General features: G+C 69.4%; 11 protein-coding genes. 5 read left to right on the top strand and 6 right to left on the bottom strand.

The features are described 5' to 3' along the window. Genes ABD206_RS02215 through ABD206_RS02205 form a run of 3 tightly spaced genes read left to right on the top strand, consistent with a single transcriptional unit; the run spans position 1 to position 1,569 of the window. On the top strand, positions 1-360 hold the full coding sequence (locus ABD206_RS02215; protein ID WP_344068641.1) for a lycopene cyclase domain-containing protein: 360 nt from the start codon (positions 1-3) through the stop codon (positions 358-360). Further along, a complete protein-coding gene (locus tag ABD206_RS02210) occupies positions 357-680 on the top strand; it encodes a lycopene cyclase domain-containing protein (RefSeq protein WP_344068638.1) in 324 nt (107 codons plus the stop codon). Before ABD206_RS02215 ends, ABD206_RS02210 begins: the two co-directional genes overlap by 4 nt. Next, positions 673-1,569, top strand: a complete 897-nt coding sequence (locus tag ABD206_RS02205; protein ID WP_344068635.1) for a prenyltransferase — start codon at positions 673-675, stop codon at positions 1,567-1,569. The genes ABD206_RS02210 and ABD206_RS02205 overlap by 8 nt, the downstream gene beginning before the upstream one ends. A 41-nt stretch (positions 1,570-1,610) precedes the next feature. Here the strand turns inward: ABD206_RS02205 and ABD206_RS02200 are convergent, their stop codons facing one another. Beyond that, positions 1,611-4,505, bottom strand: a complete 2,895-nt coding sequence (locus ABD206_RS02200; protein WP_344068632.1) for a UPF0182 family membrane protein — start codon at positions 4,503-4,505, stop codon at positions 1,611-1,613. 68 nt (positions 4,506-4,573) lie between these two features. Further along, complete coding sequence (locus ABD206_RS02195) at positions 4,574-5,686, bottom strand: YlbL family protein (protein ID WP_344068629.1); 1,113 nt, start codon at positions 5,684-5,686, stop codon at positions 4,574-4,576. Between the two features lie 122 nt (positions 5,687-5,808). Here ABD206_RS02195 and ABD206_RS02190 point away from each other — a divergent pair, with 122 nt between their 5' ends. Further along, entirely contained in the window at positions 5,809-7,191 is a 1,383-nt protein-coding gene (locus tag ABD206_RS02190; RefSeq protein ID WP_344068626.1) for a zinc-dependent metalloprotease, read from the top strand. 825 nt (positions 7,192-8,016) lie between these two features. Here the strand turns inward: ABD206_RS02190 and ABD206_RS02185 are convergent. Continuing rightward, a complete protein-coding gene (locus ABD206_RS02185; RefSeq protein ID WP_344068623.1) occupies positions 8,017-9,747 on the bottom strand; it encodes an ATP-dependent helicase in 1,731 nt (576 codons plus the stop codon). A gap of 10 nt (positions 9,748-9,757) precedes the next feature. Beyond that, the gene (gene nudC, locus ABD206_RS02180) at positions 9,758-10,663 is read right to left on the bottom strand and encodes an NAD(+) diphosphatase (RefSeq protein WP_344068621.1); all 906 of its coding nucleotides are present in this window, start codon (positions 10,661-10,663) and stop codon (positions 9,758-9,760) included. Positions 10,664-10,730: 67 nt separating this feature from the next. On the opposite strand from nudC, the gene ABD206_RS02175 reads away from it, so the two are divergent. After that, complete coding sequence (locus ABD206_RS02175; protein WP_344068618.1) at positions 10,731-12,068, top strand: phosphotransferase; 1,338 nt, start codon at positions 10,731-10,733, stop codon at positions 12,066-12,068. Here the strand turns inward: ABD206_RS02175 and ABD206_RS02170 are convergent. Continuing rightward, the gene (locus ABD206_RS02170; protein WP_344068615.1) at positions 11,957-15,280 is read right to left on the bottom strand and encodes an ATP-dependent helicase; all 3,324 of its coding nucleotides are present in this window, start codon (positions 15,278-15,280) and stop codon (positions 11,957-11,959) included. The two genes, ABD206_RS02175 and ABD206_RS02170, sit on opposite strands and share 112 nt — an antisense overlap. After that, positions 15,277-18,474, bottom strand: coding sequence for a PD-(D/E)XK nuclease family protein (locus ABD206_RS02165; RefSeq protein WP_344068612.1), 3,198 nt, complete (start codon positions 18,472-18,474; stop codon positions 15,277-15,279). Before ABD206_RS02165 ends, ABD206_RS02170 begins: the two co-directional genes overlap by 4 nt. Positions 18,475-18,530 lie beyond the last annotated feature (56 nt).

The raw sequence follows: 18,530 nt of genomic DNA, 5'->3' as shown, positions 1-18,530 counted from the left end.
ATGCCCGGCACCTACCTCGCGGCCATCCTGCTCTCGATGCTGGGGGTGGGAATCATCGACGCCCGCTGGCGGCTGGCGCTGTTCGGCGCCCCGGTGCGGACGCTGGTCTGTGTCGGCATCGGCGTGGTGTTCTTCCTCGTCTGGGATGCTGTCGGGATCCTCACCCGCTCCTTCGCGAAGGGTGACAGCCCGCTCTTCACGGGAATAGACCTCGCACCCGAGCTGCCGCTCGAAGAGCCGGTGTTCCTCGCTTTCCTCTGCTACCTGGCCCTGGTCGCGTTCGCGGGCGTCGTGCGGTGGTCGGCCGCGCGAGCCACCGCCGACGCGCAGAACACCGACAGCGTGGGCGACGCCCAATGACCTACGCGCTCACGATCATCCCCTTCGCCCTGATCACGATCAGTGTCGTGTGGATCTCGTCGCGACGACCCAGGATGCGCGAGCGGATGGCGGCATCGGGGGTCGCCGCGATCATCCTGGTCGTCCTCACGGCAATCTTCGACAACGTGATGATCGGCGCCGGCCTGGTCGTCTACCCGGAGGGCGTCTCCAGCGGCATCCTCATCGGCGTGGCCCCGATCGAGGACTTCTCGTACGCGATCTGCGCCGCCTTCCTCATGCCCGCGATCTTCGCACTTCTGCCCGAGGGACGTGCTCACGCCCGGAGCATCGATGAGTGATTCGCGGTCCCCCCTCCCGCTGGGGCGCATCGCACGGGAACTGGTGATCTCCTCGCGTCCGGTGAGCTGGATCAACACCGCCTACCCGTTCGCGGCCGCCTACCTGTTGACCACGCGAGAGATCGACATCCCGCTGGTGGTCGGCACGCTGTTCTTCCTGGTGCCATACAACCTCGCCATGTACGGCATCAATGACGTGTTCGATTACGAATCGGACCTGCGCAACCCCCGCAAGGGTGGCGCGCACGGCGCCGTGCTCGACCGTCGCATGCATCGCATCACCCTCTGGGCAGCGGCCCTGGCCTGCGTGCCTTTCGTCGTCTACCTCGTCGTGGTCGGATCCCCGCTGTCCTGGCTCGTGCTGGCGGCGAGTCTCTTCTTCGTCGTGTTCTACAGCGCGCCGCCGCTGCGGCTCAAGGAGCGCCCCTTCGCCGACTCGGTGACCAGCAGCATCCACTTCTTCTCCCCTGCCGTGTACGGCCTCGTGCTGGCGGGGGCGACATGGACGTGGGGTCTGATGGCGATCATCGTCGCCTTCGCCCTGTGGGGGGTGGCCTCGCACGCGTTCGGGGCGGTCCAGGATGTCGAGGCCGACCGCGCCGCGGGGATCGCATCGATCGCAACGTCCCGGGGAGCGGCCTGGACAGTGCGCTTTGCGCTCGCCTGCTACGCGCTCGCGGGCGCGGTGATGCTCGCCACGCCGTGGCCAGGTCCCCTGGCCGCGCTGGCGGCCGTGCCCTACCTCGTCGTCGTCTGGCCGTATCGCTCGGTCGCGGATGCCGACGCCGCCCGCGCTACGGCAGGGTGGCGGCGCTTCCTGTGGCTCAACCAGTTCGCCGGCTTCGTCGTGACGCTCCTCCTGATCTGGTGGTGGATGCTGACCCTCTGAGGGACCGCACCCACCACCGGGTGATCATCAGCCGTCGCTCGCTACTGGGCGCTTCCGAGATCGATCAGCGTCTGCACGGCGTCGGTGAGGGCCTGGTCGGCCTCGGCGAACGCGGCCAGATCACCGGAGCGCAGTGCCTCATCGCGCGCGAGCATCGCCTGCTGCGCGGCATCCAGCGCCGCCTGATACTCATCGGTGGTCGTGCCATCGTCGGTGGCGCCATCGTCAGTCGTACCGTCGTCGATCGTGGGATCGACGGGTTCGATCCCGTCATCGCCGGCGTCAGCACCGGCGTCGCCGCCGAACAGCGCGTCGAGGGCTTCGGTGAGGGTGTCCTCGAACGCGATCTCATTACCGAAGGACACCAGCACCTTCTGCAACGTCGGAAGCTGTGTCGCACCGGAGGACTGCACGAACACGGGTTGCACGTACAACAGACCGCCACCCACGGGGAGCGTCAGCAGGTTGCCGTTGCGCACCTCGGATTGCCCCTGGGCCAACAGGTTGATCTGCGACGAGATGACCGGGTCGGCATCGAAGGTGTTCTGCACCTGGCCCGGACCGGGCACCGTCGTGTCCGCATCGATCACCAGCAGGCGGAGCTTTCCATACCCTTCGCCGATCACCCCGGCGGTGCTGCCCGCATTCGAGTCCACGGCGAGGTAGCCCATGAGCACGTTGCGCGCGGTCCCGGCCTCGGACGAGGGGATGAAGGTCGTGAACATCGAGTACGACGGCTCGTCCTGTCCCGGCATCTGCATCGTGAGGTAATACGGGGGCTGCAGCTGCGTGTCGTTCTGCGGGTCGTTCGGCGTCTCCCACACGTTGTCACGCTGGTAGAAGGACTGCGCGTCGCTCACGTGATACACGCCCAGGATGGCGCGCTGCACCTTGAAGAGGTCCGTGGGATAGCGCACGTGGCTGATGAGGTCGGCCGACATCTCACTGACCGGCTTCACCGTCGACGGGTAGACGTTCTGCCATGCCTGCAGGATCGGGTCGGTCTCGTCCCAGGCGTACAGCGTCACGCTGCCGTCGTACGCGTCGACCGTGGCCTTCACGGAGTTGCGGATGTAATTGATGTCGTCGAGCCCGAAGCGCTGCAGACTCGTGTTCGAGTCCGAAATCGCCTCCTGCAGGCTCACCGTCGAGGAGTACGGGTAGTTCGCGCTGAGGGTGTAGGCGTCGATGATCCATACGATCCGGCCGTCGACGACGCTCGGGTACGGGTCGGAATCCAGCTGCAGGTAGGGAGCGACCTTCTGCACGCGCTCGGCGGGATCGCGATCGTAGAGGATCTGCGAGTCGTCATTGATGTAGTCCGAGAACAGGATCTGCTCGGACTGGAACTTCAGCGCGTAGACCAAGCGGTTGAAGACGTTCCCGATGCTCGGTCCACCGTCGCCCGAGAAGGTCGTCTTGGTGTCGCTGGACCCGTCGGTCCCCGTGGGGTAGTCCAACTCGACGGGCGTCGTGCCCTCGGGAGCGCCGACGATCGAGTACTCGGGCGAGTTCTCCCCGAAGTACACGCGCGGCTCGAAGCTGCCCTCGTCGGTGAGGAACCCGGAGGTCGGGATGCCCTGCTCGAGGAAGACGGGCTCTCCCTCGGTGGTGCGGTTGTTGCCCTCGGCGACGACGAGCCCGTACCCGTGCGTATAGACGAGCGACGTGTTCTGCCACGTCGCGGCGGCACCGAGCTGGTCGATGTTGAGCTCGCGCACCGATACGACGGTGTCCTGGCTCACGCCGTCGATCTCGTAGCGGTCGACATCCAGCGGGTCCTGGAACTGGTAGTACGAGCGGAACTGCTCAAGCTGCTGCACCGTGGGACCGATGATCGCCGGGTCCATGATGCGGATCTGCGCCGTGGTCTCGGCGTCCTCGCGTAGCTGGCCGGCCTCGGCGTCGGTCGCCGCGGTGAAGTTCATCTCCTCCAGCCCGTCAACGGCGTACGCGGCCTGCGTCCCATCGATGTTGCGCTGGTAGTACTCCTGCTCGTAGGCGAACTGGTTCGGCTGCACCTGGAACGTGTTGACGATCCAGGGGTAGCCGATGCCGACGACGATCGTGGCGATCACGAGCACCGCGGTGCCCACGAGCGGGAACCGCCAGCGTCCGATGACCGCGGTCACGAAGAACAGCAGGGCGACCACGACGGCGCTGAGGGAGAGGATCGCGAGGCCGGGGATCACCGCATTGGCGGTCGTGTACCCGGGCCCGGTGATGCGGTCACCGGTCTGCACGAGCGTGATGTAGCGGTCCAGCCACAGGCTCGCGGCCTGCACGAGGACGTAGAGACCGGCGATGATGGCGATCTGGATGCGGGCGGCCTTCGAGATCCGCAGTTCACGCTGGCCGATCCGCACCGATCCATAGAGGTACGAGACGACGACCGTCACCAGCAACGCGACCAGCAGCACGGCCGAGACGAAGCCGAGCAGCGCGCTGTAGAACGGCATGGCGAACAGGTAGAAGCCGGTGTCCAGGCCGAACTCCGGGTCGGTCACGTCGGTGGCGACACCGTTGAACCACAGCCACGTGGTCTGCCATTGCGTCGAGGCGGCGAAGCCGGCGAAGAACCCGAAGAACGTCGGGATCCCCCACATGGCCAGACGCCGCAGGGGCTCGATCACCTCCTGGTATCTGTCCAGCTGCGAGCTCATCCGCACGTACACCGGGCGCAGCCGGTACGCGAGCTGGATCGCCACCCACACCGGGAGCGCCATGCCGACGAAGCCGACGACGAACATCACGACGCGCGCGAGCCACTGGGTGGTCAGCACCTGGGTGTAGCCCAGCTGAGCGAACCACAACCAATCCGTGTACAGGCTCACGAAGACGAAGAACCCGACGACCAGGGCCGCCAGGACGGCGAGGGTGATCGCGATGATGCGGCGGGACGGTGACGCCTTCTTCGGCGCAGGAGTCGTGGTCACCACCCCATCCTAAGTGGGGCTCCGCGGACCCCGGCCGTGAGAACGCTGGTGACTGCGCTCGCGATCTCTCAACCGCAGGTGGGCAACGCCGAGAGATCGGCGTCGGTGCGGATCGCGTCGAGGGCCGCGAGCGCGTCATCCAGCGTGGCCACGGCGAACACCTGCAGATCACCCGGCACATTGCCCGCGACCTCGTCGCAATTGCTGTCCGGCGCGAGGAAATACTCCGCGCCGGCGTTCAGCGCGCCCCAGAGCTTCTGCCGGATGCCGCCGATGGCGCCGACGACGCCGTCGGCGGTGATCGTCCCGGTGCCGGCGACCTCCGCGCCGCCGTTGAGCTGATCGGGGGTCATCACGTCCATGATCCCGAGCGCGAACATCATTCCGGCGCTCGGCCCGCCGACGTTGTCGAGCTGAATGGTGACATCCACCGGGAAGTCGTACTCGGTCGTGAGCGTCACCCCGATCAGCCACGCATCGCTCTCGGAATCGAAGGCGGGCGTGAGAGAAACGGTCATCGGCGTGCCGTCTCGCAGGATGTCGATTGCCACGGCGGCGCCGTCCGCGTCCTGCACGAGGTCGCGGATCTGCTGCACATCGGCGACGTCCTGCCCGCCGACGGCGACGATGACGTCCCCGGCCACGAGCACGCCGTCGGCCGCGGACCCCTCGCCGACCGAGTACACCGTCTCGGCCGTGCCCACGTCGTACCCGAGCTCGGTGAGCGCTGCCGCGGTGGCCTCGGCCTGTGAATCCACCATCAGTGCCGCGTTGACCTCGCTGCGCTCCTCCGAGGTGACACCGGAGGGGAAGACGGACTCGATCGGCACGATGGCCCGGGACGGGTCGAACCATGCCATCGCCAGCTCGAACCAGGACGGACGTCGCTCGGGTGAACCCGCGACCTGCACCGTCAGCAGATCCAGGGCACCCGAGGTTTCGTAGGTGGGTGCGCCCGCGACCTCGATGAGGGGGACGGTCTCACCGTCCGAGGTCTGCACCGTGCCGAGTGTGTTGTACACGGGCCCCGGCTGCTCGATCACGTACGAAGTCGGCAGGAACGTCAACGCCAGCAGCGTCACGAGCGCGACCACCAGCGCCCACAGCCCGACCTGCGTCCCGCGGCTGCGCCGACGTCGCGGCGCAGGCACAACGGTGACGTTCTCGTCGAACAGAGCCACAGCATCCCCTTGATCGGTCGTTCGCGACCGGCGTACGGCGATTCGTCAGAAGCCGGCGGGTGCGATGAGTCGTACGACTAGCGTAGTTCGCGTCACCATGAAGCGGCTGAGAGGCGGAACACGTGGCCGACGAGACACCGGGTCCGGACGAGGACCTGCCCGAAATCTTTCGCCAGCTCTTCGGCGGAGCAGGAATGGATCCCGAGCAGCTGGCTGAGCTGTCGAAGATGGGCTTCGACCCGGCGATGCTGCAGAGCGCCCTGTCCCAGCTACAGGGCGCATTCGCCTCCGCCGGGCACGGCGGCATCTCGTGGGAACTCGCCGAGCGCCAGGCGCTGCACATCGCGAACAAGGACGGGGCCGGGATCGGGGCCGCCGATCGCAGCGCGGTCGATGAGGCCTTCACGCTCGCCTCGCTCTGGCTGGGCGAGGCCACCGCGATCTCCGATATCCCCGCGCCGGGCACGGCCCTCACCCGCGGCGGCTGGGTCGAGGCGACGCTCCCCGTGTGGCAGGAGCTCGCCGAGCCGGTGGCGACGAGCATCGCGGATGCCTTCACCGCGGCCCTGCAGGAACAGGCTCCCGACGACCTCCAGGGTCTCATCGCCAACGCCGGAAAAGTCATGCGCACCGTCGGTGGATCACTGTTCGCGACGCAGCTGGGCAAGGTCGTGGGCGATTTGTCGACCGAGGTCGTCTCCGGAGGAGATGTCGGCATCCCGCTGCTCGCCGACGGGCATGCGGCGGTGATCCCGCAGAACTTCGCGGCCGTCACGCGCGACCTCGACATCCCCGACGACCAGTTCGTGCTGTACGTCGCCACCCGCGAACTCGCGCACGCGCGCCTGTTCCGCCACGCCCGGTGGCTGCGGCTGCACGTCCTGTCGCAGGTGAGCGAGTTCGCCCGGGGTGTGCGCGTGGACACCCAGGCGCTGGAGGACATGGCAGGGCGCTTCGACCCCGCGCATCCCGAAGAGCTGCGCGAGGCACTGGAGACCGGTGCGCTGCTGCCCGAGCGCTCCGACGCACAGAAGGCGGCGCTCTCGCGTCTGGAGACCACGCTTGCCACCATCGAGGGCTGGGTGGATGTCGTCACCGAGCAGGCCACCTCGCGATTGCCGGCCGCGGCACGCATCGCGGAGACGGTGCGGCGTCGTCGCGCCATCGGTGGGCCCGCCGAGCAGGCTCTGGGCGCGCTCGTCGGCCTGGAGCTGCGCCCGCGTCGCATCCGCGAGGCAGCCGCGATGTGGCGCGCGGTCGCTGATGCCGTCGGCATCGCCGCCCGCGACGAGCTCTGGGACTCCCCCGACCTCGTGCCCACCGCGCACGACATCGACGACCCCGCCGCGCTCGTGGCACGGCTCACCGCCCGAGCCCGGGGTGAGGAGCCGGTCGGCGACGAGTTCGACGACGCGCTGGCGCGTCTGCTGGCCGCAGAAGACCCTGCCCCGTCGGCGGAGGACGACCAGACGGACGAGCCGACCGAGGGCACTGACCCGGTCTGACCGCGCACGGCGCGGACGCCGTCGTCGCTGTCTCGGGCCCTCTCCTCCCCAACGCTGTGCCCGGGGCCACGCGGTCTCCCTGTGGACAGCGCGCCGCCTACCGGCGGGTCCCCGGACACAATCGGGCCATGCTGCGCATCGACCCCGCCTTCCCGCCGCTGTGGCGCACGCCCACGATCCTGCAGTTCGGCATCGAGGGCGCGCTCCGACTCGTCGATCCTCCACTGTGGCAGCTGCAGTTCATTCGCCAGCTCGAACGCGGCCTGCCCGCGGTGACGGCGATTCCGCTGGCACTCGCGCTGGGCGCCGGCAACGCGGAGGAGGCAGAGGCGCTGATCTCCCGTGTGGAGTCGGTGTTGATCGACGCCGCGGTCTCCCCGCTCGATGTCGAGGTGCAGACGACGACCGACGCGAGCGCGGAGCATGTCGGGTCGGTCGTCATCGGGCTCGAGGCGGTGGGCTGTTCCGTTCGGGTCACCGTCACGGATGATGCCGCGCCCGCTGATCCCGTCCGCGATGGTCGCGCCGTCGTTCTCCTCGCCGCGCTCGCGGTGCATCCGCGGCGTGCGGCACGACTGGTCGCCGACGACGTGCCGCATCTACCGGTCGTCCTCGATGAGGGGACCGCACTCGTGGGTCCGGTTGTCATCCCGGGGCGAGGTGCATGCTTGGCGTGCCTCGCGGCGCACCACCGCGACGCGGATTCCGCTTGGCCCGCCCTGACCGCGCAACTGTTCGGTCGCAGCGCCCCTGTCGGTCCGGCGGCGCTCGCGCTCGAAGCGGGCATGCACGCCGCACGCATGCTGAAGAACGGTCTGGTGGGCGTCAGTCGCCTCCTCGACGTGTCCACGCCCCGCCACGTGGAGCGGACCTGGGAACCGCATCCCGCGTGCACGTGCGGATCTCCTGCAGGAAACGGGACGGCTCTCGCCCGCGGGATCCCCGCGACCACGACAGCGACAGCGTTCGCCGTGCCCGCGTGATGCCGACGTAGGTCAGTCGCCGCTCTTCGTCGATCGCCTCGAAACCGGTGGCGTAGCCGATCGGCAGCAGCCCCTCGGCCATCCCCGTGAGGTAGACGTGATCCCACTCGAGCCCCTTCGCCGCGTGGAGCGTCGCCAACGTCACGGTCCTCAGGGCGGGCTCGTCCTGCGCGCGAGCACGGGCCATGACGTCGTCGGTGAACTCCCGCAGCGTCGTCCCCTCCGGCGCCTCCTCGGCCAGCCGCAGCAGCGCCGCGCGGGCCTCCCACGCGTCACGCACGGCACCTCCGGCAGGCGGCGGCTGATCGGTCAATCCGAGCGAGCGCAGAACGTCACGCACCGTATCCACAAAGCCGTTCTCCAGAGGGGCGACCGACGCTCCTCGCAACGCCATGATCGCCTGGCGCACTTCGGGGATGTCGAAGAACCGGGTGCCGCCCAGGACGGTGGTCGGCACGCCCGCGTCGGCGAGTGCCTCGATCAGCTCGGCCGATTGCCCGTGCGCGCGATAGAGCACGGCGATCGCCCGCGGGTCCGCGCCCGCCGCGATCCGCTCGGCAACAGATGCCGCGACCGCCCGGGCTTCGGCGATCTCATCGCGATGCTCCGCGACCATCGGAAGGAGATCGTCCCCCACGCCGCGGTGCACGTCGCCGGCGACGAGTTCGACGGAGCCCGGCCGGCCGCGCATCAGCTGGTTCGCGGCCGAAAGGATGCCCGGCGACGATCGATAGTTGTGCGGCAGCTCGACCACCCGCGCATCAGGATGGCGATGACCGAATTCGAGGAGGAATCTCGCATCTGCGCCCGCGAACGAGTAGATGGTCTGGCTGGCGTCCCCGACCACGCACAGGTCCTGACGATCCCCGACCCACAGTTCCAGTAGCCGCTGCTGCAGCGGCGAGACATCCTGATACTCGTCGACGGTGAAGTGTCGATACTGTTCGTGGACGGCCGCGGCGACGCGATCTTCGGATTCCAGCATTCCTGCGCAGGCGAGCAGGACATCCTCGAAATCCAGCTGGCGTCGCTCATCCTTGAGCTGCTCGTAGGCCCGTTGGAGTTCGACGACCACGGCGGTGCTGAGGGGCCCCACAGCACCGCCCGCGTGCTCACGGGCGTACTGGTCGATCGTCCGCATCCGGACCTTGCGCCACTCGATGTGGCTCGCCACCTCCCGCAGAGTGGCTCGATCCGGATCGAGGCGGAGTGTGTCGGCGGCATGGGCGAGGAGGCGAACCTTGTTGTCGACGATGGCAGGGAGTGCATCCCCGGTGAGTGTCGGCCAGAAGTAGTTGAGCTGGGCCAGAGCCGCGGAATGGAATGTTCGCGCTGAGACGCCCTCGATGCCGAGAGTGCGCAGCCGCCCGCGGAGCTCGCCGGCAGCCTTGCTGGTGAACGTCAGCGCCATCACGCGGCCGGGACTGAAGGCGCCGACATCCACGCCGTGCGCGATGCGCCGGGTGATGACCCGCGTCTTTCCGGATCCTGCTCCCGCCATGACCGCGACGGGTCCGCGAAGGGTTCGCACCGCTTCGAGCTGATGCTCGTCCAGTCCGTCCAACACGTTCATGACACGACGCTCACGCGGCACCGGCGCGCTCAGCGGCGTGCCAGTGCTCGATCAGCGTGCGCGCGATCGACGCCGGCCCGGGCAGATGAGGGAGCGCGTCCCCCGCGAGCGCCGCCGCGATCTGCTCTCGGTCGAACCATCGCGCATCGATGATCTCCTCCCCGTCCGGTCGCGGCACGGCATCGGAGGTCGTGGCGATGAAGCCGAGCATGAGGGAGCGCGGGTACGGCCACGCCTGCGATCCGAGATAGGTCAGCTCCTCCACGTGGACCCCCGATTCCTCGAGGACCTCGCGCGCGACGGCGCTCTCCAGGGATTCCCCCGCCTCAACGAATCCCGCAAAGCACGAGTATCGATCTGCGCCCCAGGCCGCGTTGGATCCCAACAGAATGCGCTCGCCGGTCGGGTCGGTCACCGCGACGATCACGGCGGGGTCGGTGCGTGGGAAGTGCTCTCGTCCGCAGGCCCCGCAGGAGCGTGCCCAGCCGCCGGTGGTCAGCGTCGTGACCGCCCCGCACGCCGGACAGTACGGGCTGTCCCGCAACCATCGCGCCAGGCTCAGCGCGGCGACGAACGCGGAGGCATCAAGGTCCACGAGACCGCCGCCGACGGCACGCAGCGCCTCCCATCGCGCGGCGATGTCCGGTGCCTCAGCGCCGTCGGGCAGCGCAAGGAGCCACAGGTCGCGCCCGTCAGCGCCCTCTCCGAGAAAGGCATGGATGCCATCCAGCGCCGCCAGCGCCGGGTCGGACGCCGATACCCAGAGCAGACGACCTGCCGCGTCCATCGGGGCCCTGTCCGCATCGACGACCAGGACGCGCGCATCCGGTGCCGGATCCGTCCCGACATCCGTGCGTCGATGCTCGGCCCGATCCAGTCCTGACCTGGCCAGGGGCGCACGGCCGGACGACTGCATTGGACAAGGACCTCTCTCAAGGGCGTGGCGCGAGGCTTCGCGCGGGCGCCAGACCTACCCTGGGCACATGGCGCGCTCACCTCTCACTCTAGCCGCGGCCGTCACCTCCATCGGCGCGGACACCACCGTGATCGCCGCCGCCGAGCTCACCGAACGATCCGCCGGCCGCATCGACGCGGCACACCTCACTCTCGACGACGGACGGACCCTGGTCGTCCGGGTCGGCACCGATGCGGACTCCGGTGATGAACTGCGCGCCCAGGCCCGCGCACTCCGCGCCCTGTCCAGCGGAATGCGGGCACTGCTGCCTTTCGCGGTGCCCGAGGTTCTCGGCGAGGTCCCTCTCGGATCGGACACCGCCTACGTCACCACCTTCATCGCCGGCTACCGCGTCGACCCCGGACAGGTGCCGCCCGGAGCCGGTGTCGCAACATCGATCGCCGCGGCGCTCGCCGCGATCCACGCGCTGCCGGTGGCCTCAGTGCGTGACGCAGGTCTGGCGGTGCGCACCTCAGCCCAGATCCGCGACGAGACCGAGCGGCTGATCGACCGGGTGCAGACCACCAAGCGGGCTCCCGTCGCGCTGGTCTCACGCTGGCGGCGGGCCGTGGACACCGACGATTTGTGGCGTTTTGAACCCACCGTGATCCTCGGTTCGGCATCATCGGACAGTTTCTTCCTGGCCGATCGCGACGACCTCCCGGTGGTCACCGGGGTCGCGCACTGGGAGGGGCTGTCGGTCGGCGACCCCGCGGCCGATCTGCAGTGGATCGCGTCGGCACCGACCGCGGCATCCGATGTGCTGGCCGCATACGCGGCGGGATCCGATCGCGCCCCCGACCCGTTCCTGCGCTCACGCGCACGTCTTCACGCCGAGTTGGAGTTCGCCCGTTGGCTCGTCCACGGCTACGACGCGAATGATGCCACCGTCATGACCGACGCCGAGACTCTGCTCTCTTCCCTAGCGGACTCCGTCGTCGATGACGCACTGATCCCGCGCGCCTCCGCCGGTGTCGACGACGCCATCGCGCTCATGGGCCAGATGCCGAGCGCCGCGACCAGCGGTGCCGACACGTCGATGCACACCGACGCGTACGACCCGGATGAACTGGCCACCTGGATCACCGACGAACCGGCGGACACCGTCACCGAGGAGGCCCGGACGGAGCCTGTCTCCACCGTCGATGAGCCGAGCCCGGGAAACGACAACACCGGCACGGATGAGGAGCCCTCCGCCGGCGTCACCGTGACCGACGCCGTCACGGCGCCGATCCTCCTGCCGGTGAAACCCGTTCAGCTCGGCACGGTCGACTCGTCATTCGGCGACATCGATCCCGAGTCCGATGAGCCGGCGCGTGCCGCACGGGCCGCGTTCCAGAGGTGGACGAGCTCCTCCTCCGAGTAAACGCGATCCGAGCGGATCACCGTGTCCGAGGCGACGTAGTACAGCACGACATCGATCTGGTCCAGGGGAATGCCGCTGCGTTTGTGGTACGCGACGCGGTAGAGCGCGAGCTGCAGCATGCGATCGGCCCGCTCCGACGCGGTGCGCGGCGCGGCACCGGTCTTCCAGTCGACGATCTCGATGCGTCCGCTCCGCCGATAAACGGCATCCAACTTGCAGATCAGCCGATCGATTCCCTCCGCTCCCGGGAGTCGAATGTCGATCTCGCACTCCACCTCGAGCGGCGAGAGCATGCCCCACTCCGAAGCGATGAACCTTTCCTGGAGCGCCGCGAGCGCGGCCTCCTCCGCATCGGCGACCGGCGAGGAGTCCACCTCTGCATCGTCCTGCTCCCACAGCAGGTCATCCAGCGGGCTGGTGCTGCCGGCAAGGCCCGAGCGTGCCTCCACCCACGCGTGGAAACGTGTGCCGAGGGTCGTCGCACGATACGGCTTCTCGGGCATCGGTCGCTCGACCGAGGCCTGAGCGCGGGCGTAGTCGGCGACGAACTCCTTGAACCGCGAGGCGGCGACCCGACGCGGGTCCTCCGCCTGCCGACGCGAACTCCGCGCTGAGCGCTCGTCCAGCAGCCGGGCGATGTCCGGTGCCGCAACCAACGGCGATGCGGTGTCGCGCTCCATCGCCTCCTCGACCAGGCGGGCGGCGTCGTGCACGCGCTCGGTCCGTCCACCCAGGGGCGCCATGGGCCACTCGACGGGCACCCCCTCCCGTCCTTCGTACGGATTGTCCTCATCATCGGGCACGGAGATGGCAGGCAGCCCCAGTGCGTCGACGATCTCGACGAGATAGGGGCTCGGATCGCGCGGCTTGCGCTGACCGCCCCACCGTGAGCCGGTCAGCAGCAGTTCGTTGCGCGCGCGCGTCACGGCGACGTACGCGAGCCGCCGTTCCTCGGACTCCAGGTGGTGTTTCATCTGGGAAGCGAAATCCGACACGGCAGCGCTGAGGTCCTTTCGGACCGGATCGCGGTCCGGTGACCAGTCCAGAACCGGGAGAGCGTCACGGTCGCCACGGAACGCATACGGCAGCGAGCCGTAGCCGAGCCAGCCCTGGGTGCTGCGAGGGCGCTTGGGGAGCTCGTCACCCACCATCCGCACGACGGCGACCGCGTCCCACTCAAGGCCTTTCGAGCCGTGGATCGTCAACAGCTGTACGACTCCCGGCTCAGGCGGCTCGGTCCGCGGCATGAGCTCATCGGTCTCTTCTGCGTGGTCGAGCCATGCGAGCAGGCTCGCGAGCGTGCCGCGCTCGTCCGCAGCCAGGAAGGTCTGGATCTCGTCCAGGAACGAGCGCAGCTGCGCGGTGGAGGTGCGCGCAGGTCCCCGACTCTCGTTCGCGGCGAGCTCGATGTCCAGCCGCAACTCACGCTCGATCGCACGGATGACGTCGGGAATCGATCCGGCCGTCACGGCGCGCAGCCGGTGGAAGACGCCCGCAGCTTCCCCGAGGCGATCCAGGCCCTCGACGCTGAAGTGTCGAGTGAAGGGACTTCCCGGTCGCAGCCTCGCCAGCACGTCGAGGGCATCGACGAGGGAAAGCTGCTCCTCCGGGCCGACCGAGGCCCGCACACGCTCCTGGACGGCCTCGGGCAACTCTCCGAACGCCGCGTCGACACGCGGCAGCCTCGCCGCCAGTCCCCGGAGCGCCGCGAGATCGCCCAGACCGACACCGAAGCGCGGACCGACGAGGAGCCGGATGAGGGATGATCCCTGCGAGGGATCGCTCAGCACGCGCAGCGCTGCCACGACATCCACCACCTCCGGGGTGGAGAGCAGTCCGCCCAGGCCCAGGATGCGGTGGGGGATGCCGCGCGCCGCCAGCGCATCGGCGAACACCGTCATGTGGCGCTTGGCGCGGAACAGGATCGCACCCGAGTGCGGTGCCTCGCCGCGGTGCCGCCCACGCACCTGCGCGAAGAAGTCCGCCACCTCGATCGCCTCGTCTTCGATCGTCGCCGCAAAGCGCTGCCTCACCCGCCCGGCGCCCGCCGACGGACGTGCCTGCAGTGGCGGGATGGCGATGCCCTCGACGTGCTGCGCACCGATCACCGCGTTGGCGGCATCCAGGACGGCGGCGTCGTTGCGCCAGCTGGTCATGAGCGCGAAGTGCGCGCACCGCCCGGAAGGGGAGAACGCGCGCGCGAACGACACGAGATTGGCCGCGCTCGCCCCGCGCCAGCCGTAGATCGACTGGTGAGGGTCGCCGACGGCCATCACCGCGGAGTCTGCGAACAGCGTCGAGAGCAAGCGGCTCTGCTGGACGGAGGTGTCCTGATACTCATCCAGCAGCACGACCCGGTAGTGACGGCGGAGTTCGTCGACCACTTCGGGTGCACCGGCGACGATCGCCAGCGCACCGGCGACCTGATCGGCGAAGTCCACCGCGCCCGCGGCTGCCTTCGCCGAACGATACTGATCGACCAGGTCCGCGAGGATCGGAAGCGCGGTCATCGCGGTATGGAATCTCTCGATCGCCCCGGGCTGGGCCAGAGCGCGATTGCAGGCAGGGGCGATGGCGGAGGCCCACACGTTCCCGAACTGCGCGACGGCGTCACCGTCTGCCCCGTGGTCGAGGAATTCTCCGGCCAGGCGCTGGAGCGCATCGACGATGGTTCCGAAGCGGTCCTCGCGCGCGGACAGGCGAGCATCCTGCGAAGCCACCACCACCCGTCTGGCGAGCAGCCACGACGCCGAGGTGCTCAGCAGTGCCGCGTCCGGATCGGTTCCGATGCGCGCACCGTGCTCGCGAACGATGGCATCCGCAAAGGCGTTGTAGGTCGACACGCGCGGACGCAACAGTGCATCCTCGCCGGCGGCATCCGCCGAAAGCTCGCCGATCCGTCCCTCGCGGGCGAGCTGGTCGATGCGCGAGAGACGTCGATCGATCCGCTCGGAGAGCTCCCCCGCGGCTTTCCTCGTGAACGTGAGTCCGAGGATCTCGTCGCGGCGCACGATCCGGTTGGCGACGAGCCAGACGACCCGGCCCGCCATCGTCTCGGTCTTGCCGCTGCCGGCCCCCGCGACCACGAGCGTGGGGCCGAGCGGCGCCTCGATCACCCGCTGCTGGTCGAGCGTCGGCTCCGGAAGCTCGAGGATCTGCGCGATCCGACGCGCCGAGAACAGCATCTGCGGAGGGGCATCGTTCTCGCTCATGACGAACTCACCGGCTTGACTGTGTGCACCCGGCACACGGCGAAGTGATCGTCGTTGCAGTGTGTGTCGGGATGTCCGATGAACGCGTCCGCGGCCATGGCTCGCGCGTCTGCGACCACACGGCGCAGGAATGCGTCGCGCTGCTGGTCATCCATCGGTGCCTGATGGGCGATCCGGTAGTGCGTCCCCTTGAGCGTCTTGGAGAGCACGACCAGGCGTGCGCCGGCCACCTCGGCCGTCTCGTCCGACAGCGCCCGGGCGGCGAGCTGGTACGCCGCCAACTGCGCGTCATCGCCGACCTTCTCGGCAGACACCCGTGTCTCGGAGCGCCCGGTCTTCAGATCCACCACGACCAACGCATCCTTGTGTGGATCATCCGTGTGAGGCACGGCCTCGCCCCGTCCGTGCGGATACCGCTCCAGCCGGTCGATCGACCCGTTGATGACGGCGATATCCGCCGCATCGGGTTCACTCGCGTCCGATCCGGCCAGGCGCACGCGCGGCGGGCCGTCGGGCCCGTCCTGCGCCACGCGCAGGCGAAAGCGCGTCTCCGCGCCGATCGCCTCGCCGCCGTGGTCGCCGACCGCGGCGAGATAGGCGCGCAGTCGGCGACCGAGCACAGCCGCCCACAGCCGCTCTTGGCGCGACATCCACTCCGCCTCGAACTCCAGCTCCCCCCACCGCCCATCGATGAAGGCGTCGACATCCAGATCGGGATCCGTGCGAGCCTGCTCCATCGCGGCGTGCAGGATCGTCCCCACGCCAGCCGAGAAGGTGCGCGTGTCACCGCCGAGCGCGCGCACCGCCCAGTCGATGCCACACGCTTCGAACGACTCCAGTCGCGAGGGCGAGAGAGGGACGGGACCGTCGTCGAGGTCGTGGATCCGCGAACCCCCGGTTCGCCCTCGCACGCCGTACCACTGGGCCGGGTCTGCCCCGGGCACGCCCTCGCGCGCGAGCACCGCGAGCTGCTGCGCGGCCTCTCGGCGTTCGTGTTCGTCGTCCGAGGTCGTCAGCACGCGCCGGAATCGCGCAACCGCGCCACGAAGCGTCATCGGCACGCGGTCGGTGCGCGGCTCGGGGTCGGGAAGAAAGGAGAAGATCACACTCGGCGACGTGTCGTCGTCGAGCACCGAGGTGACGAGCACACGGCTGCGCGCACGCGTCAACGCGCGCAGGAACAGTCGCAGCTCGTCGTGGAGCACCTGACGACGACGATCGACGATGGCCGTCTCGGGAGCGCGTCGTCCCTCTCGGCGCGCCTGGACGTCGTCGGCCAGCCGCCAGCCGTCCAGCAATCCGCCGCGCAGGCGGGTATTGGGCCACACCCCCTCGTGCACGTTCGCGATGACCACGGCGTCGAACTCACGGCCGAGCGCGGCAGCGGGCGTCAGGATCGCGACGGCCGCGGTCCGCGCCGTGCGGGTGATGTTGTCTTCGTGGATCTCGCTGTCGAGGATCCCGCGTACGAACCGGTCGGGGCTCTCGTCGCCGCGCTCTGCCGCCAGCTTCGCGGCACCGAACAGCGCCACGAGGGCGTCCAGCGACCGCTCCGCCTCCGCGGCATCCGGCCCACTCCCGGCCGCCCGACGTTGCCACGCCGCAGCCAGACCGGACCTCTCCCAGACCGTCCACAACAGCTCGTGTGCCGACGCACCCGCGACCGCCTGCCGGTGCACCTCGTCGAGTGTGCGTGCCACACGGGCCGCGCGGCGGGCCTCGGGAGTATCGACCAGCACGAACGTCGCCGGTTCGAGGAAGGCCGCGGTCAGCAGCTCGAGGGCGCTACGGGCCCCGTCGCGCGTGAACTCGTGTGTGCGCAGTCGGGCGCGCAGCCGCCGCATCGCCACCGCATCCATGCCGCCGAACGTGCCCGTGAGCGCCGCGGAGAGCTGTTCTCCGGTCCGCTCGGCCGGGTCGGTGATTCCGAGGCTCACCATCGCGAGGATCTCCCGCACCACGCCCTCGCTCCCGAGCGGGCGGGCCACGCTCTCCGCGCGTGTCGGGACCTCGCGCGCGGCCAGCTCCGTCTCCAGCCGCGCGACCTGGCTCGTGTCGTGGACGATCACGGCCATGTCCTGCCAGGGGATCTCGTCGTGCAGGTGCCAGGTCCGCAGCTGCAACGCGACGCGATCGACTTCTTCGTGCGGCGATGCCTCCACGGCGCAGACGACATCACCCGCTTTCCCGCACCCGGCATCGGGCGACGGAGGGCGTCGATGCGCCACCACGCCGGAGGAGCCGATCGCCTGCGTCACGCGGCGGGCGATGTCGGTCAGTGCCGGCGAGGACCGGTGCGGGCTCAGCAGCGCTCGAGGCGGCCCCAACAGTCGCAGGAGGCGGGCGAAGGTCTGCGCCCCGGCCCCGCGGAACGCCCCCGAACCGATGTCCGGATCACCGACGGCGAACACGGCGATGCCGGCGGCTCGAGCTGCTTCCAGCACAGCCATCCCCCCGTGGGTGAGCTCCTGCGCGTCGTCGACCATCAGCACGCGGACCGCGGTGAGGGCAGAGCCGAACTGGGCAAGCGCCTCCGCCGCGTCCTTCAGTAGCTGTGCGGGATCCCGGTGCGCCTCCCGCAGCCGCCCCAATACGTAGGCGTACTCATCGAGGAAGGATGCCGTCGACTCCCACACCGGGTGTGGAAGCTCGCGCGCAAGTGCGGACAGCTCGTGGGGCGCGACGCCGAGCTCGGCGCACTGCGCGGCGAATGCGCGCAGCTCGCTGCGGAATTCCCGCGACCGTCGCACCGTGGTTCCCAGAGTCTCGGGCCAGCGCGGTCGCCCCGCATCGGCATCGCGCTCGTCGCCCTCGAGGAGGTCCATCAGGATGTGGTCCTGGTCAGCGGCGGTGAGCAGCCGGGGCGGCGGCTCCTCCCAGCGCACCGCCGCCGCGCGCACGAGTTGGAACGCGAACGAGGCGACAGAACGTGCGAGCGGCCCTGGGGTGGCGAGATCCAGATCGGGAGCGAGCTGCTCGCGGAGCGCCGTGGCCGTCTGCCGGGTGGGGGTGAGCACGAGGATCTGTGCGGGATCGATGCCGTCGCGCAGCAACCGGGCGACCCGCTGGGTGAGCACCTCGGTCTTGCCGGTCCCCGGCGCGCCGACGACGATAGCGCTCGCGCCCGCCGGCAGGGACACGAGCTCACGCTGCTGCGGGTCCAGTTCGCTCCAGGCGATCGTACGGAAATCCATCAATGGCACGCTATCGACCTCCGGCGACATCGCGCTGACGTAAAGTGACCAGTGGC

Source organism: Microbacterium sediminicola (assembly GCF_039531125.1).
GTDB classification, from domain to species: Bacteria; Actinomycetota; Actinomycetes; order Actinomycetales; family Microbacteriaceae; genus Microbacterium; species Microbacterium sediminicola.
Note: the sequence above shows the minus strand (reverse complement) of the source record. Positions and strands in the feature narration are given on the sequence as shown.